This window comes from Streptomyces sp. NPDC027663, assembly GCF_055566415.1.
On sequence record NZ_JBVHSK010000003.1, the window covers coordinates 422,107 to 443,888 of the forward strand.

The following is a 21,782-nucleotide window of genomic DNA, read 5'->3' on the forward strand; positions in this document are numbered from 1 at the left end:
TCGGTCCCGGGCACGTCGAGCGGGTGGAGCGGGCCGCGAAGGAGGCCGCGCGGGTCGCCCGGCCTCCGGCTCCCTGATCACCCCGCGGCCCTGGTCGGCTCTCGGCCTCCGGCGGACCCTCGGCCGTTCCCGGCCCTGCGCCGCTAGCGCTCGGTCACCTTGCCGTCCGCGACCTCCAGGCGGCGGGTCACCCGGACCGCGTCCAGCATGCGCCGGTCATGGGTGACGAGCAGCAGCGTGCCCTCGTAGGCGTCGAGGGCCGACTCCAGCTGCTCGATGGCCGGCAGGTCCAGGTGGTTCGTCGGCTCGTCCAGGACGAGGAGGTTGACGCCGCGGCCCTGGAGCAACGCCAGGGCGGCGCGGGTGCGTTCGCCCGGGGAGAGGGTCGCTGCCGGGCGCAGCACATGGCCGGACTTCAGACCGAACTTGGCGAGCAGGGTGCGGACCTCCACCGGTTCGGTGTCCGGGACGGCCGCACAGAACGCGTCCAGCAGGGTCTCGGTGCCGTGGAACAGCTTGCGGGCCTGGTCGACCTCGCCGACCAGGACGCCGGAACCGAGGGCGGCATGGCCGGAGTCGAGCGGCACCCGGCCGAGCAGCGCGCCGAGCAGGGTGGACTTGCCGGCGCCGTTGGCCCCGGTGACCGCGATCCGGTCCGCCCAGTCGATCTGCAGGGACACCGGGCCGAAGGTGAAGTCGCCGCGCCGGACCTCGGCGTCCCGCAGGGTCGCCACGACCGCGCCGGAGCGCGGGGCGGAGGCGATCTCCATGCGCAGGTCCCACTCCTTGCGCGGCTCCTCGACCACGTCCAGGCGCTCGATCATGCGCTGGGTCTGGCGGGCCTTGGCGGCCTGCTTCTCGCTGGCCTCGCTGCGGAACTTGCGGCCGATCTTGTCGTTGTCGTTGCCGCCCTTCCGGCGGGCGTTCTTCACGCCCTTGTCCATCCAGGCGCGCTGCATCTGTGCGCGGTCCTGGAGGGCGGCCTTCTTGTCGGCGTACTCCTCGTACTCCTCGCGGGCGTGCCGGCGGGCTACGTCCCGCTCGTCCAGATAGGCCTCGTAGCCACCGCCGTAGAGGTTGATCTGCTGCTGGGCGAGGTCGAGTTCGAGAACCCTGGTGACCGTGCGGGTGAGGAACTCGCGATCGTGGCTGACGACGACCGTGCCCGCACGCAGGCCCTTGACGAACCCTTCCAGACGTTCCAGGCCGTCCAGGTCGAGGTCGTTCGTGGGCTCGTCCAGGAGGAAGACGTCGTAGCGGGAGAGCAACAGGGAGGCGAGGCCGGCGCGGGCCGCCTGACCGCCGGAGAGGGCGGTCATCGGCTGGTCCAGGTCCACGGCCAGGCCCAGGGAGTCGGCGACCTCCTCGGCGCGTTCCTCCAGGTCGGCGCCGCCGAGGCCCAGCCAGCGCTCGAGGGCCGCGGCGTAGGCGTCGTCGGCGCCGGGCGCGCCGTCGACCAGCGCCTGGGTGGCCGTGTCCATGATCCGCTGGGCCTCGGCGACGCCGGTGCGGCGGGCCAGGAACTCCCGGACCGTCTCCCCCGGCCTGCGTTCCGGTTCCTGCGGCAGGTGGCCGACGGTCGCGGCGGGCGGGGACAGCCTGAGTTCGCCCTGCTCGGGCGGGGTGAGCCCGGCGAGCATCCGCAGCAGGGTCGACTTGCCCGCGCCGTTGGCGCCGACCAGCCCGATCACATCGCCGGGCGCGACGACCAGGTCGAGCCCGGAGAAGAGGGCGCGGTCGCCGTGCCCGGCGGCGAGGTTCTTGGCAACGAGGGTGGCAGTCATGAGAACGCCGATCCTAATGGCCCGCGCCTGCGTCCCCAGCCGTGGCGGTCCGCCGGTCACCAAAGCCGGGCACGTGCCCCGCTCGCCGGTCTGACGGACTTGGCCGCGCAAGTCCTATGGTCCCGGTGTGGACAGTGAGCCGAGTGACGAAGTGATCGTGGTCGGGGGTGGGATCGCCGGGCTGACGACGGCCGTGCTGCTGGCCGAGTCGGGGCGGCGGGTGCGGGTCTGGGCGCGGGAGCCGGCCGAGCGCACGACGTCGGCGGTCGCCGGCGGCCTGTGGTGGCCGTACCGCATCGAGCCGGAGCCCCTGGTGGGCGCGTGGGCGCTGGAGTCCCTCACCGTGTACGAGGAGTCGGCGGCGCGTCCCGCCGAGACGGGCGTCCGCCTGGCCGAGGGCCTGCACCAGGGGGCCCGGCTGGACGAGCTGGGGACGTGGGCGGGCCGGGTGCCGGGGCTGCGGGCGGTGCCGGGCGGGCTGGCGGCGCGGCTGCCGGTGATCGACATGCCGGTGCACCTGGGGTGGCTGCGGGAGCGGCTGGCCAAGGCGGGCGGGGTGGTGGAAGAGCGCGAGGTGACCGACCTGGCCGCCGTGCCTGCCGCCGTCGTGGTCAACTGCACCGGGCTGGGCGCCCGTGCGCTGGTGCCGGATCCCACTGTGCATCCGGTGCGCGGGCAGCTCGTCGTGGTGGAGAACCCGGGCGTCACGACGTGGTTCACGTCCGTCGACCACCCGTCCGCCGCCTCCACCTACTTCATCCCGCAGCCGGGCGGGCTCATCCTGGGAGGCACGGCGGAGGAGGACGACTGGTCCCTGGAGCCGGATCCGGAGGTCGCCTCGGCGATCGTCGCCCGGTGTGCCGGGGTCCGTCCGGAGATCGCAGGGGCGCGGGTTCTGGCCCACCGGGTCGGACTACGGCCGGCCCGCCCCGCGGTACGCCTGGAGCGCCGGCCCCTGCCGGACGGACGCGTACTGGTGCACAACTACGGCCATGGCGGGGCCGGGATCACCGTGGCGTGGGGATGCGCCCGAAAGGCGGCCGACCTGGCGTTCCCGGCGGCTTGAGCGACCGGCCGCCTGAGCGAGCGTCGGCCTGAGCAAGCGGCGGCCTGGCTGATCGGTCGTGCGGTAGCGCAGCGCGCCGAAGGGGCGCGGGGAACTGCGCGACCAGCCCACCACGGCCCGCAGCCGGACACCACGGCCGGCCGCCCGGCCCGGCGCCGCAGGCAGCGGTGCCCGAACGCGGCAGGCGGCCGGAGGCCTGCGCTCCCGGCCGCCCGAGGCCTCAGCCCGTCGGGACGTGCCGGGCGGCGCGTGGTGCGCGAACGCCGTCCAGGTCCGTCGGCGCGGGGGCGGTGGCGTTGCCGGAGGCGGCCTGGGCGAACGCCGCCGCTCCGCCCACCAGCGGGAGCCTCACCGTCGTACGGGAGAGGTCCAGGGTGAGGGTCGGCCGGGTGGACGGTGGGTCGATGAGGTCCTTGTCCGTGCCGGCGACGATCAGGGCGAGGCGGTGCCCCTCGGGGACGACGTGGTCGGTGGCCGCCAGGCCGACGGTCATCGTGTAGGCCTTGCCGGGGGTGAGGGGCACGCCCTTGCCGAGCGAGGCGTGGTGGCCGAGGTCGGCCCAGCCGCGGCTGACCAGCGTGTAGTCGACCGCGGCCGTCTTCGCCCTGGTCTCCTTGAAGCAGGCGCTGTCCCCGGCCGTGCTCGCGCCCCAGCAGGTGCGGTTGTCGAGGGTGGTGATGCCCTCGGCGCTGTCGGCGTAGTCGCGGATGGTGTCCGGGCCGAGGTCGACCAGGACGGCGGACAGGTGGGCCGAAGTGGTGGTCGGGGTGACGGTGACGGTCACCCGGGAGGAGCCGGACAGGCGCAGGGGGCGGGTGAGCGGTGCGGTGAGGAAGCCGGCCTTCTCCGGGGTGGCGGTGGCCAGGTGTGCGGCCCACTCCGTCTCGCTCAGCCGCGGGTCGTCCGTGAACTTCTCGGTGCCGGTCGCGGGGCGCAGGCCGAGTGTGCCGACGCCTGCGTGGCTGCCGGAGGCCGGGTGCAGGACGGTGGTGCGGGTGCCGTGCGGGGGCCAGGCCGAGGAGGTGACCCACTGGTCGGGGTGGCGTTCGACGTCGGCCATGGGCTCGCGGTCGATGCCGTTGTCGTAGCCGAGGAGTTCGTGGTCGAACCAGCGGTGCAGGGTGTCGACCCAGGCGCCGCGCCGGTAGTCGAACGGGTCGACGTGACCGGTCTGGGAGAGCCAGATCTTCCGCTCGACGCCGTGCTTCGCCAGGGCGTCCCACCACTGTCCGAAGTGCTTGCTGCGGACGTTGAGGTCCTGCATCCCGTGGACCAGGAACACGCTGGCGCGCACCTTCGACGCGTCCTTGACGTAGTCCCGCTCGGTCCACAGCGGGGTCCAGTCGCCGCTGCGCGGGCTGCCGTCGGCCAGCTTGCGCTGTACGGCCGCGCAGTGGGCCTGGGCGTCGTCGCTCTCGACGTAGCCGGCCAGTTCGTCGGGGCCGCCCTCGTAGAGCGGGGCGCCCTGGGCGAAGTAGTAGTCGTACCAGGAGGAGATGGCGCTGATCGGGACGACGGTCCTCAGGCCCTTGACGCCCGTGGCGGCGACCCCGTTGGCGATCGTGCCGTCCCAGCTCTTGCCGATCATGCCCGTGCGGCCGTTGGTCCAGCCGGCCTTCACGGGAGTGCCGCCCGTGCGGCTGGTGTACGCGCTCGCGCGGCCGTTCAGCCAGTCGACGACGGCCTTGGCGGACTGGATGTCGGAGCGGCCACCCACGTCCACGCAGCCGTCGGAGCGGTTGGTGCCGGTGAGGTCGACACCGACGAAGGCGTAGCCGCGGGGCACGAAGTAGTTGTCGTAGTACAGCGGCATCCGGACGACATGGCCCCGCGCGTCGTACGTCTTGCGCTGGCTCTCGTTGCCGCGTCCGCAGCAGGAGTAGTAGGGGCTGGCGTCCATGATGACGGGCACCTTGCGGCCCTGCCGGGCGGGTTCGGAGGGGCGGACGATGTCGGCGGCGACGCGGTCGGTGTGTCCGTCGCCGTCCTCGTCGAGGCCCGTGTCCACCCACACCGACTCGCGGACGGCGTCGGTGTAGGAGTAGACGGGTCTGCTCTCCCGGGGCGTGGCCCGGGCGGCGGACGGGGTGAGGAAGAGGGCCGTCAGGGCGGTGACGGCGGCTGTGACGAGCGTTCTCCAGGTCCTGGAGCGCATGCGTGTCGGCATGCGCGGACGGTACTCCGGTCAACTGCGGCGCAGAAGACGCCTTTCCGTGAGTCGTGACGGCTGAATGGCGATCGTGTGACAGCCGGGGTCATGGACAGGCCAGTGGTCACAGGGACTGAATAGGCTCCGAAAAGACCTCTCCGAACGGACGTGCAGTCCTGACGACTTGGAGCTGACGTGCACCGCAGAATCATCGCGCCGGGCGCACTGGCGGCGGCCTCCCTCCTGCTGGCGATCCCGGCATCGGCCGCGAGCCACTCCGCGGGCGCGCCGGGCATCGGCGACCCCTACTACCCGAACTACGGCAACGGCGGCTACGACGTCGCGCACTACGACCTGAGGCTGCAGTACCAGCCGAAGACGGACGAGTTGCAGGGCACGGCGACGATCCTGGCGAGGACCACCCAGGACCTGTCCAGCTTCGACCTGGACTTCCTGCTGGACGTGAGCGAGGTCCGGGTCAACGGCGCCAAGGCCTCCTTCGCGACGTCCGGCCAGCACGAACTGGTCGTCACCCCGAAGACCCCGCTGGCCAAGGGCACACCGGTCACGGTCGTCGTCCGCTACAGCGGCGTGCCCTCGGCCAAGAGCGCCTACGGCATCACCACCTGGCACCGCACACCGGACGGCGCGGTGGCCGCCGACGAGCCCGAGGCCGCCTGGTGGTGGTTCCCGAGCAACGACCACCCGCGCGACAAGGCCACCTACGACGTGTCGGTGGCCGTCCCGGACGGCACCCAGGCCATCTCCAACGGCACCCTGCAGTCGACCTCTTCGCGGCTGGGCTGGACCCGCTACAACTGGCGGCAGAACAAGCCGCAGGCGACCTATCTGGCCACTCTCGCGCTCGGGAAGTTCGACATCACCACCGGTACCTCCGACGGCGGCGTGCCCGTCATCAACGCCTACAGCAAGGACCTCGGCGACAACGACGGGGCCGCGCGGGCGAGCGTGGAGCGCACCGGGGAGATCGTGGACTGGCTGAGCGGCTATTTCGGGCCGTATCCGTTCAGCAGCGCCGGCGGGTACGTCCCGAACACCACCACCGGGTACGCGCTGGAGACGCAGACCCGGGTCTACTACAGCCCACGGCAGTTCGCGAACGGTTCCAACGCCTCCGTGGTCGTGCACGAGCTGGCCCACCAGTGGTACGGCGACGACGTGTCGCTGAAGGACTGGAAGGACATCTGGGTCAACGAGGGCTTCGCCCGGTACGCGCAGTGGCTGTGGTCCGAGCACGAGGGCGAGGGCACCGCGCAGCAGCTGGCCGACTACGTGTACGCCTCGCACCCGGCGAACGACCCGTTCTGGACGGTCGCGCCCGGCGACCCGGGCGCGGACGCCCAGTTCGACATCGCCGTGTACGACCGGGGTGCCCTGGCCATCCAGGCGCTGCGCAACGAGATCGGTGACGACGCCTTCTTCGCGATCCTGAAGGGCTGGCCGCAGGAGCACGCGTACGGCAACGCCTCGGTGGCCGACTTCCAGCGGTACGCCGAGCGGGTGTCCGGCAAGCCCCTGGCAGCGCTGTTCGACAGCTGGCTGTTCCAGCCGTCCAAGCCGGCCGCGCCCGGGGCCCGCTCACTGGCGAAGCCGGGGACGGCGGTGGCCCAGCCGAAGTCGTGGAAGAAGATCGAGGCCACCAACGACGCGCACGAGCACTGACCGGCGGGCGCCTCACCGGTGCGGCACGGCCGCCCGCGCCAGTAGCTCGTCGCGGCCTATCGCGTCCGCGCGCGAGGCCGGGACCGTGCAGGCGTATGCACCGGCGATCGCCCCGTACGCGGCGCATCGCCCGGGCGGTTCGCCGCTGAGCCGGCCGTAGAGGAACGCGGCGGCGAAGGCGTCACCCGCGCCGTTGGAGTCGACCACCGGCGCGGGCGGGGTCACCGCGGGTACCCGGGTCAGCTCGCCGCCGGCCAGCAGGTACGCGCCGTCCGCCCCGGCGGTGGCGACGACGGTCCCGGCGCGGCCGCGCTCGGCGATCCGCCGCATGGTCCGCTCGGGATCGGCGAGGGCGGTGGCCGACAGGAAGACGACGTCGGCGGCGTGCGCGAACGGCTCGTGGTACGGGTTCTCGCCGTCCCAGTCGTGCAGGTCCGTGGAGAGCGGGACGCCGGCCCCGGCCAGGACCGGCAGGGCCTCGGCGCACGGCTGGGTGATGGTCACGTGCACATGCCGGCTGGCGGCGGCCAGCTCGCGCAGGGTGGCCTCCGGGAAGCGGTCGCCGGGGTGGGTTCGGCTCGTGTCGTACAGGGAGAGGCGGCGTCCGTCGGGGCCGACGAGGTTGGCCGCACGCTTGGTCCCGGCGGGCTGCGGCAGCGCGGTGAGGGCGATGCCGTTCTCCCGGTGCAGGGCGCGCACGAGGTCGCCCTCGGGGTCGTCGCCGAGCAGGTCGAGGTGGTGGGTGTCCAGGCCGAGCCTCGCCAGACCCAGGGCCACGAAGTCGCCGGTCTGCCCGGCGCGGGTGCGGATCCCGGAGTCGATCATGTAGCTGTCGGCGTACGGCAGGGGCAGCTCGGGGACGCGGACGATCGTGTCCACCCCCGCGCCCCCCAGCACGAGCACATCGCTCCGCAGAGTCATCCGCCGCCCTCCCCGTGGTCGTACACCGTGACCGGGATCCCCCGCCGCACCAGGCGTTCCGTGATGAGCGGCTCCACGCGGGACCACTTGCCGCCCGCCGGGACGCAGCCTATGCGGCGCATGGGCACCGACGCACCGAGTCCGGTCACTTCGCCGGCGAGGCGCGCGAGGGCGGTGTCGATCACCTCGTAGCGCATGGGGACGCCCTCGCTGTTGCAGACGTGGGCGATGACCTTGGGGCCCTTGCTGAACGGCGTGGTGGCGTCACCCCGGAGGCAGATGATCTCCGGCATGACGCCACCGTAGCCGGTGCCACAGACAGTGGCTCCGAGGTGCTACTTCGTGCCCGTCGACATCCGCGACAGCTCCTGCTCGGCGTTCTGCGACACCCGGCGACGCACCCCGAACCAGCCGGCGACCAGCATGACCGCGATCACCGGGATCAGGAGCAGGGTCTTGCGGCCGACCTCCGGGTCGTTCCACATCATGCCGAGGCAGATCAGCAGGAAGGCGATCGTGGCGATCTCCGTGACCGGGCTGAACTTCAGCTGGAAGTGCGGGCGGCTCACCAGGCCCTCGCGGGCGCGGCGGACGAACAGCATGTGGCAGAGCATGATGATCACCCAGGTGCTGATGATGCCGAGGGAGGCGACGTTCAGCACGATCTCGAAGGCCTGGCCGGGCATCAGGTAGTTCAGGCCGACGCCGAGCACACAGACCGCACAGGTCAGCAGGATGCCGCCGTAGGGCACCTGGCTGCGGTTCATGCGGGCGGTGAACTTGGGGGCGGACCCGGCCATGGCCATGGAGCGCAGGATGCGGCCGGTGGAGTACAGACCGGAGTTCAGCGAGGACATGGCGGCGGTGAGCACGACCAGGTTCATCACGTCACCGGCCGCCGGAACGCCGATCTTGGACAGCACGGTCACGAACGGGCTCTGGTCGGCGGAGTAGACCGAGCCGGGCAGCAGCAGGGCGAGCAGCACGACCGAGCCGACGTAGAACAGGCCCACGCGCCACATGATCGAGTTCACCGCGCGCGGGACGACCTTCTCCGGCTCGGCGGTCTCGCCGGCGGCCACGCCGACCAGCTCCAGGGCGGCGTAGGCGAAGATCACGCCCTGCATGACCAGGACGACCGGCATCACGCCGTGCGGGAACACGCCGCCGTTGTCGGTGACGATGCTCAGGCCGGGGGTGTGGCCGCCGACCTTGTGCTGGGTGGCGAGCAGGAAAATGCTGATCAGCATGAAGCCGACGATGGTCGCGACCTTGATGATCGCGAACCAGAACTCCATCTCGCCGAAGATCTTCACCGAGATCAGGTTCACGGCGAGGACCACCGCGAGGGCGATCAGTGCCAGCACCCACTGCGGGATGGAGGTGAACATGCTCCAGTAGTGCGTGTAGAGCGCGATCGCGGTGATGTCGGCGATGCCGGTGGTCGACCAGTTCAGGAAGTACATCCAGCCGGCGACGTAGGCGCCCTTCTCGCCGAGGAACTCACGGGCGTAGGACACGAAGGACCCGGAGGACGGGCGGTACAGGACCAGTTCGCCGAGCGCCCGGACGACGAAGAAGGCGAAGACGCCGCAGACCAGGTAGGCCAGGGCGAGCGCAGGGCCCGCGTTGTGCAGCCGGCCGCCTGCTCCGAGGAGGAGTCCGGTGCCGATGGCGCCGCCGATGGCGATCATGTTGACGTGGCGGGCCTTGAGGTCCTTGCTGTAGCCGGCGTCGCCCGCGTCCGCGGGCGTCCCGGCCGCCGGAGTGTGCGGGGCGGCCTGTGCCGATTCCACGGCTTTCTTGCTCACGGGTGGTTCCACTTCCTGGTGCGCCCGGACCTCGTGGGTCCGGGGGTCGTGCAGGTCCCGGCCCGCACCACCCTGGTGTCGCGGTACAGACCAAGGCAGCAGCTTCCCAGAGGGTTCAGCCGATATGCGGTGGTCCAGGTCACAGAGCGGTTCTTCTCACATGGTCGACACGCGCTCTTCCCCGGTTTCACAGCAATGGTGAGACAGCGATACTGCTGCACATGACGACCGAGACCGGGGAGCCCACCCTCACGATCGACGAGCTGGCCGCGCGGGCGGGCGTGACCGTCCGTACCGTCCGCTTCTACGGCAGCAAGGGGCTGCTCCCGCCGCCGGAGATCGGCCCGCGCCGGGTGGGCCGCTACGGGCCCGGTCATGTGGCGCGGCTGGCGCTCATCGAGGAGCTGCAGCAGCAGGGCATGACGCTGGCGGCGATCGACCGGTATCTGCGGCAGCTGCCGGCGGACCTCACGCCGCACGATCTGGCCATCCACCGCGCGGTGGTCGCGTCCTGGGCGCCCGACGCGGTCGAGACCGTCTCGCGGCGGGAACTGGAGCAGCGCGCGGGACGGCCGCTGGACGAGGAGGACGTGGAGCGGCTGGCGGCGATGAACGTGGTCGAGCCGGGTGAGGGGGACACGTTCCGGGTGGACGCCGGGCTGCTGCGGCTGGGCGTGCAGCTCCTCGACGTGCCGCTGTCGCAGGAGGTGATCCTCGCGGCGCGCAAGGTGCTCGTGGAGCACTCGCGCGCCGCGGCTCACGAACTCTCCCAGCTCTTCCGTGGCGAGGTCGCGGAGCGTGACGCCCGGGACGTGAAGTCCCTGTCGGCGCACATGCACCCGCTGGTGGTGCAGGCGCTGCTGACCACCTTCCAGCGATCGCTGCGGGAAGAGCTGAGCGAGTGGCTCACGGGGTCAGGAGCGGGCTGAGTCGCTGAACGGCTCCCCCTTCTCGCCCTTCTCCGCCTTCTCCACGAGCAGCGCGGGCGGCGTGAACCGCTCGCCGTAGCGCTCGGCCAGCTCCCGCGCGCGGGCCACGAATCCGGGCAGGCCCCCTTCGTAGCCGTTGATGTACTGGAGCACGCCGCCGGTCCAGCCGGGGAAGCCGATGCCGAGGATCGAGCCGATGTTGGCGTCCGCGACCGAGGTCAGCACGCCCTCCTCCAGCAGGCGCACGGTGTCGAGCGCCTCGGCGAAGAGCATGCGCTCCTGCATGTCCTGGAACGGGATCTCGTGCCCGGGCCGCGTGAAGTGCTCGCGCAGGCCCGGCCAGAGCGCGGCCCGCTTGCCGTCCTCGGTGTAGTCGTAGAAGCCGGCGCCGCCGTTGCGGCCGGTGCGGCCGAACTCGTCCACCATGCGGTCGATGACCGTCTCCGCCGGGTGCGCGGTCCAGGTGCCGCCCGCCTCCTCCACGGCGCGCCTGCTCTCGTTGCGGATCTTGCGGGGCAGGGTGAGGGTCAGTTCGTCCATGAGGGACAGCACCTTGGCCGGGTAGCCGGCCTGGGCCGCGGCCTGTTCGACGGAGGCGGGCTCGATGCCCTCGCCGACCATGGCGACGCCCTCGTTGATGAAGTGGCCGATCACCCGGGAGGTGAAGAAGCCGCGCGAGTCGTTGACGACGATCGGCGTCTTGTTGATCTGGCGGACCAGGTCGAAGGCGCGCGCGAGGGCCTCGTCGCCGGTGCGCTCGCCCTTGATGATCTCGACCAGCGGCATCTTGTCGACGGGCGAGAAGAAGTGCAGCCCGATGAAGTCGCCCTGGCGCTGCACGCCCTCGGCGAGCGTGGTGATGGGCAGCGTGGAGGTGTTGGAGCACAGCAGCGCGTCGGGGGCGACGACGGACTCGATCTCCTGGAAGACCTTGTGCTTGAGGGCGGTGTCCTCGAACACGGCCTCGATGACCGCGTCACAGCCGGCGAGGTCGGCCGCGTCGGCGGTGGGCGTGATGCGGGCGAGCAGCGCGTCGGCCTTCTCCTGGCTGGTACGGCCCCGGGCGACGGCCTTGGCGCAGAGCTTCTCGGAGTACCCCTTGCCCTTGACGGCCGCTTCCAGGGCGACGTCCTTGAGGACGACGTCGATGCCGGCGCGGGCGCACGCGTAGGCGATGCCGGCGCCCATCATGCCGGCGCCGAGCACGGCGACCTTGCCGACCTTGCGGGGCTCGATGCCCTTGGGGCGGTTGGCGCCGGAGTTGACGGCCTGGAGGTCGAAGAAGAACGCCTGGATCATGTTCTTCGAGGTCTGGCCCGCGGCCAGCTCGACGAAGTAGCGGGCCTCGATGACCTGGGCGGTCTCGAAGTCGACCTGGGAGCCCTCGACGGCGGCGGCGAGGATGTTGCGCGGGGCCGGGTAGGGGGCGCCGCCCGTCTGCTTGCGCAGCGTGGCCGGGAAGGCGGGCAGGTTGGCGGCGAACTTCGGGTTGGCCGGCGTACCGCCGGGGATCTTGTAGCCCGGCTTGTCCCAGGGCTGCTGGGACTCGGGGTTGGCGTCGATGAAGGCGCGGGCCTTGGCGAGCAGTTCCTCGGGGGTCGCGGCGACCTCGTGGACCAGGCCGTTCTCCTGGGCGCGCCGCGCGTTGTACTGCTGGCCCTGCAGCAGCACCTTCAGCAGCGCGTCCGCGATGCCCAGCAGCCGTACGGTACGGACGACACCGCCGCCTCCGGGCAGCAGGCCGAGGGTGACCTCGGGACAGCCGATCTTCGTGCCGGAGGTGTCGAGGGCCACCCGGTGGTGGCAGGCGAGGGCCAGCTCGAAACCGCCGCCGAGGGCCGCGCCGTTGATCGCCGCGACGACCGGCTTGCCGAGAGTCTCGATGCGGCGCAGGTTGCGTTTGATGGCCAGGCCGCCGTCGAGCAGTTCCTGGGCGGTCCCGGGCGTGACCCGGATCAGGTCGCGCAGGTCGCCGCCCGCGAAGAAGGTCTTCTTGGCGGAGGTGAAGATGATGCCGCGGATGTTCTCCTGCTCCGCCTCCAGACGGTCGGTGATCGCGGCGAGGGAGTCGCGGAACGCCTGGTTCATGGTGTTCGCGGACTGGTTCGGGTCGTCCAGGACGAGGGTGACGACCCCGGTGTCGTCCTGCTCCCAGCGGATGGTGGTGCTCTCGGTCATGACAGTCGTCTCCGTTGAAGTCGCTTGGTTCCGCAGGGAGTTCAGATGCGCTCGATGATGGTGGCGACACCCATGCCGCCGCCCACGCACAGCGTGGCGAGGCCGTACCGCTTGTCCTGGCGCTCCAGTTCGTCGACGAGGGTGCCGAGGATCATCGCGCCGGTCGCGCCGAGCGGGTGGCCGAGGGCGATGGCGCCGCCGTTGACGTTGACCTTGTCCAGGGACAGGCCCATGTCCTTCACGAAGCGCAGCACGACCGCGGCGAACGCCTCGTTGATCTCGACCAGGTCGATGTCGTCGATGGTGAGGCCGGCCTTCGCCAGGGCCTTGCGGGTGGCGGGAGCGGGGCCGGTGAGCATGATGGTGGGCTCGGAGCCGGAGACGGCCGCGGAGACGATCCGCGCGCGCGGGGTGAGGCCGTGGCGCTCGCCGACCTCCTTGGAGCCGATGGCGACGAGCGAGGCGCCGTCCACGATGCCGGAGGAGTTGCCGGCGTGGTGGACGTGGTCGATCTTCTCCACCCAGTGGTACTTCTGCAGCGCGACGGCGTCGAAGCCGCCCAGCTCGCCGATGTCCGCGAACGACGGCTTCAGCTTGGCGAGGGAGTCGGCGGTGGTGCCGGGCCGCATGTGCTCGTCGTGGTCGAGGACGACCAGGCCGCTGCGGTCCTTCACGGGGACGACCGAGCGCTCGAAGCGGCCTTCCTTCCAGGCGGTGGCGGCGCGCTCCTGGGACAGGGCCGCGTACTCGTCCACGTCCCGGCGGGAGAAGCCCCCGATGGTGGCGATCAGGTCGGCGCCGATGCCCTGGGGCACGAAGTTGACGGCGAGGTTGGTCATCGGGTCGTTGAACCAGGCGCCGCCGTCCGAGGCCATGGGGACCCGGGACATGGACTCGACACCGCCCGCGAGGACCAGGTCCTCCCAGCCGGAGCGGACCTTGGCCGCGGCCAGGTTGACGGCTTCGAGGCCGGAGGCACAGAAGCGGTTCTCCTGGACGCCCGCGACGGTGTCGGGCAGTCCGGCGGCGATGGCGGCGATCCGGGCGATGTCGGAGCCCTGGTCGCCGACGGGGCCGACGACGCCGAGCACGACGTCGTCGATCGCGGCCGGGTCCAGGCCGGGGAAGCGGTCGCGGATCTCGTGGATGAGGCCGACGACCAGGTCGATGGGCTTCGTGCCGTGCAGGGCGCCGTTCGCCTTGCCGCGGCCACGCGGGGTGCGGATCGCGTCGTAGACGTACGCTTCGGTGCTCACTGGTGTGCCTTTCGGGAGGGTGGGCCGAGCGGGTGGGCGGGGTCAGCCGCCGTCGGTGACCAGGTCGTCGGGGGCGCCGGCAAGGCGTGCCGGTATGCCCCAGTCCTGGGCGACCGACTCCGTGTCCGCGCCGGGCCGGGCGGGTCCGCTGCGGACGGCGGTGGGGGTCGCCGAGAAGCGGGGGGCGGGGGCGGGCTGGGTGATGCCGCCGTGGTCGGTGAAGGTGCCGCGGGCGGCCAGGTGCGGGTGGTGGGGGGCCTCGCCGAGGCTGAGTACGGGTGCCACACAGGCGTCGGAGCCCTCGAAGACGGCGGTCCACTCGGCCCGGGTGCGGGACGTGAAGGCGGCGGCGATCCGTTCACGCAGCTCGCCCCAGCGGGTCCAGTCCTTGCGGGCGGACGCCAGGTCGTCCAGGCCGAGCAGGCTCAGGAACTCCTCGTAGAACTTCCCTTCCAGGGCGCCGACCGCCATGTACCCGCCGTCGGCGGTCTCGTAGGTGCCGTAGTAGGGGCACCCGCCGTCCAGCAGGTTGGCTCCGCGCCGGTCCTGCCAGCCGCCGGCGGCGAGCATGCCGTGGATCATCGCGGACAGGTGCGCCGTGCCGTCGACGATCGCGGCGTCGACGACCTGGCCGGTGCCGGTCGCGCGCGCGTGGTGCAGGGCGGCGAGGACGCCGACGACCAGGTAGAGGCTGCCGCCCGCGTAGTCCCCGAGGAGGTTGGCGGGGACGGCCGGGGGCTCGTCCGGGCGGCCGATCATGCCGAGGGTGCCGGTGAGCGCGATGTAGGCGACGTCGTGGCCGGCGCGCTGGGCGAGGGGGCCGTCCTGGCCCCAGCCGGTCATGCGGCCGTAGACCAGGCGGGGGTTGCGGGCGTGACAGTCCCCGGGGCCGATGCCGAGCCGCTCGGCGACGCCCGGGCGGTATCCCTCGACGAGGATGTCGGCCCGCTCGGCGAGGTCCAGGACGCGCGCGGGACCGTCCGGCGCCTTCAGGTCGATCACGACCGAGCGCTTGTTGCGGTTGGTGACGTCGTAGGCGGGGTCGATCGCGAGACCCGGGCCGCCCGGCCGGTCCACCCGGACCACGTCGGCGCCCAGGTCGGCCAGCAGCATGGCGGCGAACGGGCCCGGCCCGATGCCGGCCAGCTCCAGCACGCGCACGCCGGAGAGCGGACCGGTTCCCGGCGTCGGTGCTCCTGCCGTAGTCATGCGACCAGCTCCCCAGCATGTGTGACACAACTGATGTAACACCGGTGATGCTAAGAACCCGTTCCACCGGACACAAGACCTGAACGAGCAAGCGCTTAGCCAAGTGCCCCGGCGCGCCGGTCATCACCCGGGAGAGTGACCGGGCCCGGTGGGGAGAGCGTGGACGCGTGCGCTTTCTCCCTCTTCTTCAGGGCATTCCTGGCCACGCCCACCGCTGCCTCCAGGCTGGTCGTAGGAGTCCGCACGCCTCACGCTAGCCTCAGCCACCGACAGCGGCGCGGGCTGTACGACGGGCCGCACGATCCAAGGGGTGTCATGAGCAGGCTGAACAGGACACAACGTCCCTACGACCTCGTGCTCTTCGGAGCCACGGGATTCGTCGGCACGCTCACTGCGCAGTACCTCGCCGCGCATGCGCCGCAGGACCTGCGCTGGGCGGTCGCCGGCCGCGACGAACTCAGGCTGGAACAGCTGCGTGAGCAGTTGCCCGGCGGCGCCGGCATCGGCGTCCTGCGCGCCGACGTGGGCGAACCGGCCACCCTGCGCGCCCTCGCCGAACACGCGCGCGTGGTGGCCACGACGGTGGGGCCGTACATGCTGCACGGCGAGGAACTCGTCGCCGCCTGTGCCGATGCCGGCGCCGACTATCTGGATCTCACCGGCGAGCCGGAGTTCGTGGACCTGATGTACGTCCGCCACGACGCACGCGCGCGTGAGACGGGCGCCCGGCTGGTGCACGCCTGCGGCTTCGACTCCGTACCGCACGACCTGGGCGCGTATTTCACGGTCCGGCAGCTGCCGGAGGGCGTCCCGCTGACCGTGGACGGCTACGTGACCGTCGATGCGGCCTTCTCCGGCGGCACCTTCGCCTCGGCGCTGAACCAGATGGGCCGCGCACGGCGGATGCTGGCCGCCGCGCGCGAGCGGGCCCGGCACGAGCCCCGGCTGCTGGGCCGCCGGGTGACGGCCCCGGCGGGCCGGCCGAAATTCGCCGGCGAGGTCGGCGCGTGGGCGCTGCCGCTGCCGACCATCGACCCGCAGATCGTCTGCCGTTCGGCACGGGCGCTGGAGCGGTACGGCCCGGACTTCCGCTACCGGCACTACGCCGCCGTGAAGCACCTCCCGGTCGCCCTCGGCGGAGTCGCCGCCGTCGGCGCGGTGACGGTCGCGGCCCAGCTGCCGCCCGCCCGGCGCTGGCTGTCGGACCGGCTCAAGCCGGGCGACGGACCGAGCGCCGAGAAGCGCGCGAAGAGCTGGTTCACCGTGCGGTTCGTCGGTGAGGGCGGCGGGCGGCGTGTGTTCACGGAGGTCGCGGGCGGCGACCCCGGATACGACGAGACGGCGAAGATGTTCGCCGAGGCGGCCCTGTGCCTGGCCTTCGACGACCTCCCGCAGACGGCCGGCCAGGTCACCACGGCCCAGGCGATGGGTGACGCCCTGACCGGACGGCTGCGCGCGGCCGGGATCACCTTCCGGGTGGCAGCGGAGCGCTAGGGGACGTCGCGGCGGGATCCGGCCTGATCCGACCGACACCCCTCAGCGGCGTCGCGCAGGGCCCGCCGGCACAGGGCGTCCGCCCGGCGAGTGGTCTCCGGCAGCCGGAACCGCGGGGTCAGCGCCAGGGTGTGCGCCACCGCGCCGGCCAGGTCGACGCGGTGGCCGACGGAGACGAAGACCGGCTTGACGCCGTCCCGGGTGCGCAGGGCACGCCCGACCTCCTCGGCCCCGGCGAGCAGCGGCGCGGAAGCGCCCCGCGCCGGCTCCGGGTCGTCGTACGTGAAGGTGAACGGGTTCTTGGCGACACCGATGGCCGGCAGGCCGGTGAGCACGCCCAGGTGGCTCGCCAGGCCGAAGCGCCGCGGGTGGGCCAGCCCGTAGCCGTCGCACACGACCAGGCCGGGCGGGCACGGCAGCCGGTCCAGCGCGGCCAGCACGGCCGGGATCTCGCGGAAGGCGAGGAGCCCGGGCACGTACGGGAAGGAGACCCGGCCCACCGCCGTCGCCTCCCCCACGACGTCCAGGGTCGCGGCGTCCAGCGTGACGGCCGCCGCGGCGACGAGGTCCAGCTCGTCGTCGTAGGCGACGTCGACCCCGGTGACGCGGCCCGTGCCGGGCGGCGGTCCGGGCTCGTCCAGCACCACCCGCCCGCGCAGCTCGTCCTGCACGGCACGGGCCTCTTCCTCGGTCGCGGGCCAGCCCGCGGGAACACCGACGATCGTCATGACCGGCGACTGTACGCGCCCGCCACGGGCCGTCCGACCGACGGGGGTAGGCTCGCGATCATGTTCGTACTGGAGCTGACCTACACCGCGCCGCTCGAAGCCGTCGACGCCGTCCTGCCGGAGCATGTGGTGTGGCTGGAGGAGCAGTACGAGAAGGGTTTCTTCCTGGCCTCGGGACGCAAGAACCCCCGCGACGGCGGGGTGATCCTGGCCGTCGCGGGGGACCGTGCCCGCATCGAGGAACTCGTCGCGGGCGACCCGTTCACCGTCGCCGGAGTGTGCGCCTACCGCGTCACGGAGTTCATCGCCACGAAGACGGCCCCCGAGCTGGCGCAGCACCGGCAGACGCCCGGCTGAGCCGGTGGCTCAGCCCTTCTTGTCGTTCAGCGCGCGCTGCAGCTGATCCTTGTTCATGTGCGAGCGGCCTTCGATGCCGCGCTGCCTGGCCTCGTTGTACAGCTGGTCGCGGGTCGGGCCCTGCGAGCCCTCCCGGTTGCCCGACCGCTGACCGCCACGCTTGCTCGACGACATGTCCTGGGTCGAGCTGCGGCTGGCGGTCTTGGACTCGCCGGAGCGGGCACGTTCCTTGTTCACGGTCCGCGCGGCGATCTCCTTGGCGCGTCCGGTGCTCTCGCCCCGGTCCTCCGCGCTCTTCTTGATGTGTTCGTACTGACGTTCGCGCTTGGGGCTGGAACCGGCTGGCATGGATCGCTCCCTTCCTTTGCGGCAGGGAACGGGTACCCGCGTTCCGGGCACTTAGCTCACCGTTCCAGCCGTGCCACCCTTCCCTGCTCGCCGGCCGCCCAGCAGCTCAGGTCGGGCGTGCAGGCCACGGTGTCGTACGAGCCGGGGTCGATCGTCCGCCAGCTGCGGCCGCCGTCGGTGGTCAGGTCGGTGCCGGCCGGGCCGACGGCCAGCGCGGCGGTACGGCTGTGCGGGAGCCAGGCGGCACCGGAGCGGTAGGCGGGCGGCGGAGTGCCGGCGGGCCGCCAGGTACGGCCGCCGTCGGCGGTGACCGCGGCGGCCTGCGGGGAGGGCTCGCCGGGACGGTAGTCGCCGCCGACCGCGATGCCGTGGGTGCGGTCGCGGAAGGCGAGCGCGAAGACGCCCTTCGCCGGATCGCCCGCGGGGACCGGCGCACCGGCGGCCGTCCAGGTCAGCCCGCGGTCCGCGGAGTGCAGCACGCGCGCGTGGGCGGCACCGCCGGTGGCCAGCCAGACGTCCTTCGGGCCGGCGGTGACCAGGCACTGGCCGCTCGCGGCGAAGCCCGCCTCGCCGTCCAGGGCGGGCGGCATGCCGTCCGGGGGCAGCACCCGCCAGGAGCGGCCGCCGTCGGCGGTGGACAGGATGCGGAACTTTCCGTCCACGGGGTCGCCCATGGCCAGGCCGTGGCGGCGGTCGAAGAAGGCGAGGCAGTCGTAGAAGGCCCTCGGGTCGGTGTTGCGGAAGGACTCCGTCCAGGTCGCCCCGCCGTCATCGGTGCGATACACGCGGGACGCCTCTCCCTCACCGATGGCCAGCACCACCGCGCGCCGCGCGTCGAACGCCTCCACGTCCCGGAACTGCAGGTCCGCCGCGCCGGGCGGAGAGACGTTCCGCCAGCTCGCGCCGCCGTCCGTGGTGCGCAGCACCGTGCCGCCGGTGCCGGCCAGCCAGGCGGTGCGCCGGTCCACGGCCGCAAGTCCCCGGAAGCGGACCTGCGGGGCGCCGGAGTCCTTCGGCGCCCAGTGCACGCCCGCCCCGCCTGTGCCCGCCGGTCCCGGCGGCCGTGCCCCGGCCGCCGGTGCCGTCAGCGCAGCCAGCGCCGTCCCGCACACCACCCCCGCCGCCAGCAGCCTGCCGGCCCGTCCCCCGCGTCGCGTGCTCCCCGAGCGCCTCATGGCGGGCGAAGCTAGCCCACTGTCCCGGCGCCGTCCAGAGGACGGTGCGGGGCCATCCCCGGGCCTTCGCACCCGTGCACCCCTTGCAACGGGAAACGAGCGGGAACACTCGTGCGGCGCTTGTGCATGAAGGCGGTGACCGAGGTCACTCGTACCTCGTGTGCACGCATCGGCCGATTCCGTCGTCTCTTCCAGTGCCGGGTGTCGCACATCCGGACGCAGTCCAGCCGTCACGAGGGAGCAAGGCGTTGTCCACCGTCATCGAGCAGCCGGTAGAGGCCCGTCTCGTCGCCGCAGCCCCGCGGATGCCGAGCATTCCCGCCACGCTGCGCTACGACCGGCGCGACCCGTTCGCCGTCCGCATGACGTTCCCCGCCCCGGCCACCCTGGAGGGTGTCGACGTGTGCTGGACGTTCTCCCGGGAGCTGCTCACGGCCGGGCTGCACGGCCCCGAGGGCCACGGCGACGTCCGCGTGCGGCCGTACGGGTACGACCGCACGGTGCTGGAGTTCCACGCCCCCGAGGGCACCGCGATCGTGCACGTGCGCTCCGGCGAGATACGGCAGTTCCTGGAGGCGGCCGGCGACCTGGTGCCCGTCGGTCTCGAACACCTCCAGCTGGACCTGGACCACGACCTGGCCGAGCTGATGCGGGACGCCTGCTGAGCGCTCCGCGCGCGTGAGGAGCGTTTCCGGCCGGCCGCCTGTCCGGGGTCCGGCGGCGGCGCGCTCCGGTCAATTGCGTTGACACCCCTTGTCCGACCCTCGTACGGTGTACAGCGGTTCTGTTGCCGTCGATTGGAGAAGGACGTTGCTCGTCTGAGGTTCCGGGACATCGCGTCGCACCGGTGAGGTGTGCGCGGCGTACGACCTCGGCGTCCGAGCCGTCCTCCGGCACAGGCCTTTTTTCATGGCCTCCTCCGTGCCCAGACCCTTCGGTTTCCGCCTCGCGGTGTCTCACATGCGTCCACCGACCCCACGCACCCTCGCGAGGCGCCCATGTCTGCTTCCCTCACCTGCACGTCCCTGTCCTTCACCTGGCCGGACGGCACCACCGTCTTCGACGGCCTCGACATCGCCTTCGGCCCCGGCCGCACCGGGCTCGTAGGCGTCAACGGGTCAGGAAAATCCACCCTGTTGAAGCTGCTGGCCGGGGAACTCGCACCGGCCGACGGCAGCGTCAAGGCGGCCGGAGAGATCGGCTGCCTCCCGCAGAACGTCACGCTCGACACCACTCTCCGCGTCGACCAGGCGCTCGGCATCGCCGGCCGGCGTGCCGCGCTGCACGCCATCGAGGCGGGAGACGTCCGCGAGGAGCACTTCGAGACCGTCGGCGACGACTGGGACGTCGAGGAGCGCGCCCTGGTCACCCTCGGCGAACTCGGCCTCGGCCACATCGGCCTGGACCGGACGGTCGGCGAGGTGTCCGGCGGCGAGTCGGTGCTGCTGCGGCTCGCCGCACTGCTGCTGCGCCGCCCTGACGTCCTGCTGCTGGACGAGCCCACCAACAATCTCGACCTGTACGCACGCCGGCGGCTGTACCAGGCCGTCGCCTCCTGGCCGGGCGTCCTGGTCGTGGTCAGCCACGACCGGGAGCTGCTCGACCTGGTCGACCAGATCGCGGAGCTGCACTCCGGGGAGGTCACCTGGTACGGCGGCAACTTCTCGGCCTACGAGGAGGCTCTGGCCGTCGAGCAGGAGGCGGCCGAGCGGACGCTGCGCGTCGCCGAGGCCGATGTGCGCAAGCAGAAGCGCGAACTGGCCGACGCCCAGGTCAAACTGGCCCGCCGCAAACGGTACGGGCAGAAGATGTACGACCAGAAACGCGAACCGAAGATCGTCATGGGCGCCCGCAAACGCGCCGCCCAGGAGTCCGCGGGCAAGCACCGCATCATGCACGAGGAGCGGCTCGCCGAGGCCAGGGAACGCCTGGACGAGGCGGTGGAGGCCGTACGGGACGACGACGAGATCCGCATCGACCTGCCGTACACGGCCGTGCCGCCCGGCCGGCAGGTGCTCACCCTGGAGCAGCTGCAGATGGTCCACCACGCGCGCGTGGAGGGCATTTTCGATCTGCGGGGCCCGGAGCGGATCGCGCTCGTCGGCCGCAACGGCGCCGGCAAGACCACGCTGCTGCGCACCGTCGCCGGGGAGCTGGTGCCGGTGGCGGGCACGGCGACGGTGCACGTCCCGCTGCGGTTCCTGCCCCAGCGCCTGGACGTGCTGGACGACGACAGGACGGTCGCCGAGAACGTGGCCCGGTTCGCACCCGGCTCCACCAACAACCGGATCCGCGCGCGGCTGGCCCGCTTCCTGTTCCGGGGTGGGCGGGCCGACCAGAAGGCGGGCACGCTCTCGGGCGGCGAGCGGTTCCGGGCGGCCCTGGCCGCGCTGATGCTCGCCGAGCCCGCGCCCCAGCTGCTGCTGCTCGACGAGCCGACCAACAACCTCGACATGGCGAGCGTCCGGCAGCTGGCCTCGGCCCTGGAGTCGTACGAGGGAGCACTGATCGTCGCCAGTCACGACCTGCCGTTCCTGGAGTCGGTCGGAATCACCCGGTGGCTGCTGATGGAGGAAGGAGAGCTGAAGGAGACGTCGCCCGAGGCGCTCGCGGATCCCGCCTGACCGGCCCCGGCCGGTCTCGCGGAAGCCGTCTGACCGGCCCCGGCCGCGATCTCAGGAGGGGCACAGCCTG

The 21,782-nt window shown here is 72.3% G+C and carries 18 protein-coding genes; 7 read left to right on the forward strand and 11 right to left on the reverse strand.

The features are described 5' to 3' along the window. Window positions 1–143: 143 nt before the first annotated feature. Window positions 144–1,784, reverse strand: coding sequence for an ABC-F family ATP-binding cassette domain-containing protein (locus tag ACZ4SF_RS11230; protein ID WP_468381417.1), 1,641 nt, complete (start codon window positions 1,782–1,784; stop codon window positions 144–146). 151 nt (window positions 1,785–1,935) lie between these two features. Here ACZ4SF_RS11230 and ACZ4SF_RS11235 point away from each other — a divergent pair, with 151 nt between their 5' ends. After that, window positions 1,936–2,850, forward strand: a complete 915-nt coding sequence (locus ACZ4SF_RS11235; protein ID WP_468382493.1) for an FAD-dependent oxidoreductase — start codon at window positions 1,936–1,938, stop codon at window positions 2,848–2,850. Window positions 2,851–3,070: 220 nt separating this feature from the next. On the opposite strand, the gene ACZ4SF_RS11240 is transcribed toward ACZ4SF_RS11235, so the two are convergent. Further along, entirely contained in the window at window positions 3,071–5,017 is a 1,947-nt protein-coding gene (locus ACZ4SF_RS11240; RefSeq protein ID WP_468381419.1) for a Xaa-Pro dipeptidyl-peptidase, read from the reverse strand. 177 nt (window positions 5,018–5,194) lie between these two features. On the opposite strand from ACZ4SF_RS11240, the gene ACZ4SF_RS11245 reads away from it, so the two are divergent. Further along, entirely contained in the window at window positions 5,195–6,682 is a 1,488-nt protein-coding gene (locus ACZ4SF_RS11245; RefSeq protein WP_468381421.1) for a M1 family metallopeptidase, read from the forward strand. Window positions 6,683–6,694: 12 nt separating this feature from the next. Here the strand turns inward: ACZ4SF_RS11245 and ACZ4SF_RS11250 are convergent, their stop codons facing one another. The 3 genes from ACZ4SF_RS11250 to ACZ4SF_RS11260 are packed head-to-tail and all read right to left on the reverse strand — an operon-like array spanning window position 6,695 to window position 9,414. Further along, a complete protein-coding gene (locus ACZ4SF_RS11250; protein WP_468381424.1) occupies window positions 6,695–7,603 on the reverse strand; it encodes a PfkB family carbohydrate kinase in 909 nt (302 codons plus the stop codon). Further along, entirely contained in the window at window positions 7,600–7,896 is a 297-nt protein-coding gene (locus ACZ4SF_RS11255; RefSeq protein ID WP_468381427.1) for a macro domain-containing protein, read from the reverse strand. Before ACZ4SF_RS11255 ends, ACZ4SF_RS11250 begins: the two co-directional genes overlap by 4 nt. Window positions 7,897–7,938: 42 nt before the next feature. Beyond that, the gene (locus ACZ4SF_RS11260; RefSeq protein ID WP_468381429.1) at window positions 7,939–9,414 is read right to left on the reverse strand and encodes an amino acid permease; all 1,476 of its coding nucleotides are present in this window, start codon (window positions 9,412–9,414) and stop codon (window positions 7,939–7,941) included. Between the two features lie 221 nt (window positions 9,415–9,635). On the opposite strand from ACZ4SF_RS11260, the gene ACZ4SF_RS11265 reads away from it, so the two are divergent. Beyond that, window positions 9,636–10,343, forward strand: a complete 708-nt coding sequence (locus tag ACZ4SF_RS11265) for a MerR family transcriptional regulator (RefSeq protein WP_468381432.1) — start codon at window positions 9,636–9,638, stop codon at window positions 10,341–10,343. Here ACZ4SF_RS11265 and ACZ4SF_RS11270 read toward each other — a convergent pair. From ACZ4SF_RS11270 to ACZ4SF_RS11280, 3 genes are read right to left on the reverse strand one after another with little or no spacing between them, the layout of a single operon-like run. Then, complete coding sequence (locus ACZ4SF_RS11270) at window positions 10,329–12,521, reverse strand: 3-hydroxyacyl-CoA dehydrogenase NAD-binding domain-containing protein (protein ID WP_468381435.1); 2,193 nt, start codon at window positions 12,519–12,521, stop codon at window positions 10,329–10,331. The genes ACZ4SF_RS11265 and ACZ4SF_RS11270 overlap by 15 nt on opposite strands. A 41-nt stretch (window positions 12,522–12,562) precedes the next feature. Then, the gene (locus ACZ4SF_RS11275; RefSeq protein WP_468381438.1) at window positions 12,563–13,777 is read right to left on the reverse strand and encodes an acetyl-CoA C-acetyltransferase; all 1,215 of its coding nucleotides are present in this window, start codon (window positions 13,775–13,777) and stop codon (window positions 12,563–12,565) included. A 42-nt stretch (window positions 13,778–13,819) separates the two neighbouring features. Continuing rightward, the gene (locus tag ACZ4SF_RS11280; protein WP_468381441.1) at window positions 13,820–14,986 is read right to left on the reverse strand and encodes a CaiB/BaiF CoA transferase family protein; all 1,167 of its coding nucleotides are present in this window, start codon (window positions 14,984–14,986) and stop codon (window positions 13,820–13,822) included. Between the two features lie 315 nt (window positions 14,987–15,301). Here ACZ4SF_RS11280 and ACZ4SF_RS11285 point away from each other — a divergent pair, with 315 nt between their 5' ends. Further along, the gene (locus ACZ4SF_RS11285; RefSeq protein WP_468381443.1) at window positions 15,302–16,480 is read left to right on the forward strand and encodes a saccharopine dehydrogenase family protein; all 1,179 of its coding nucleotides are present in this window, start codon (window positions 15,302–15,304) and stop codon (window positions 16,478–16,480) included. On the opposite strand, the gene ACZ4SF_RS11290 is transcribed toward ACZ4SF_RS11285, so the two are convergent. Beyond that, window positions 16,477–17,208, reverse strand: a complete 732-nt coding sequence (locus ACZ4SF_RS11290) for an endonuclease V (protein WP_468381446.1) — start codon at window positions 17,206–17,208, stop codon at window positions 16,477–16,479. The genes ACZ4SF_RS11285 and ACZ4SF_RS11290 overlap by 4 nt on opposite strands. Window positions 17,209–17,268: 60 nt before the next feature. Between ACZ4SF_RS11290 and ACZ4SF_RS11295 the strand changes: the two genes are divergently transcribed. Continuing rightward, window positions 17,269–17,565: a YciI family protein gene (locus ACZ4SF_RS11295; RefSeq protein WP_468381448.1), complete on the forward strand. Its 297-nt coding sequence runs from the start codon at window positions 17,269–17,271 to the stop codon at window positions 17,563–17,565. 9 nt (window positions 17,566–17,574) lie between these two features. Here ACZ4SF_RS11295 and ACZ4SF_RS11300 read toward each other — a convergent pair whose 3' ends face one another. After that, a complete protein-coding gene (locus tag ACZ4SF_RS11300) occupies window positions 17,575–17,913 on the reverse strand; it encodes a plasmid stabilization protein (RefSeq protein ID WP_468381451.1) in 339 nt (112 codons plus the stop codon). A 56-nt stretch (window positions 17,914–17,969) separates the two neighbouring features. After that, window positions 17,970–19,088, reverse strand: coding sequence for a WD40/YVTN/BNR-like repeat-containing protein (locus ACZ4SF_RS11305; protein ID WP_468381454.1), 1,119 nt, complete (start codon window positions 19,086–19,088; stop codon window positions 17,970–17,972). Between the two features lie 248 nt (window positions 19,089–19,336). Here ACZ4SF_RS11305 and ssgD point away from each other — a divergent pair, with 248 nt between their 5' ends. Further along, complete coding sequence (ssgD, locus tag ACZ4SF_RS11310; protein ID WP_468381457.1) at window positions 19,337–19,753, forward strand: spore wall synthesis regulator SsgD; 417 nt, start codon at window positions 19,337–19,339, stop codon at window positions 19,751–19,753. Window positions 19,754–20,086: 333 nt separating this feature from the next. Further along, entirely contained in the window at window positions 20,087–21,712 is a 1,626-nt protein-coding gene (locus tag ACZ4SF_RS11315) for an ABC-F family ATP-binding cassette domain-containing protein (RefSeq protein WP_468381460.1), read from the forward strand. The last annotated feature ends 70 nt before the right edge of the window (window positions 21,713–21,782 follow it).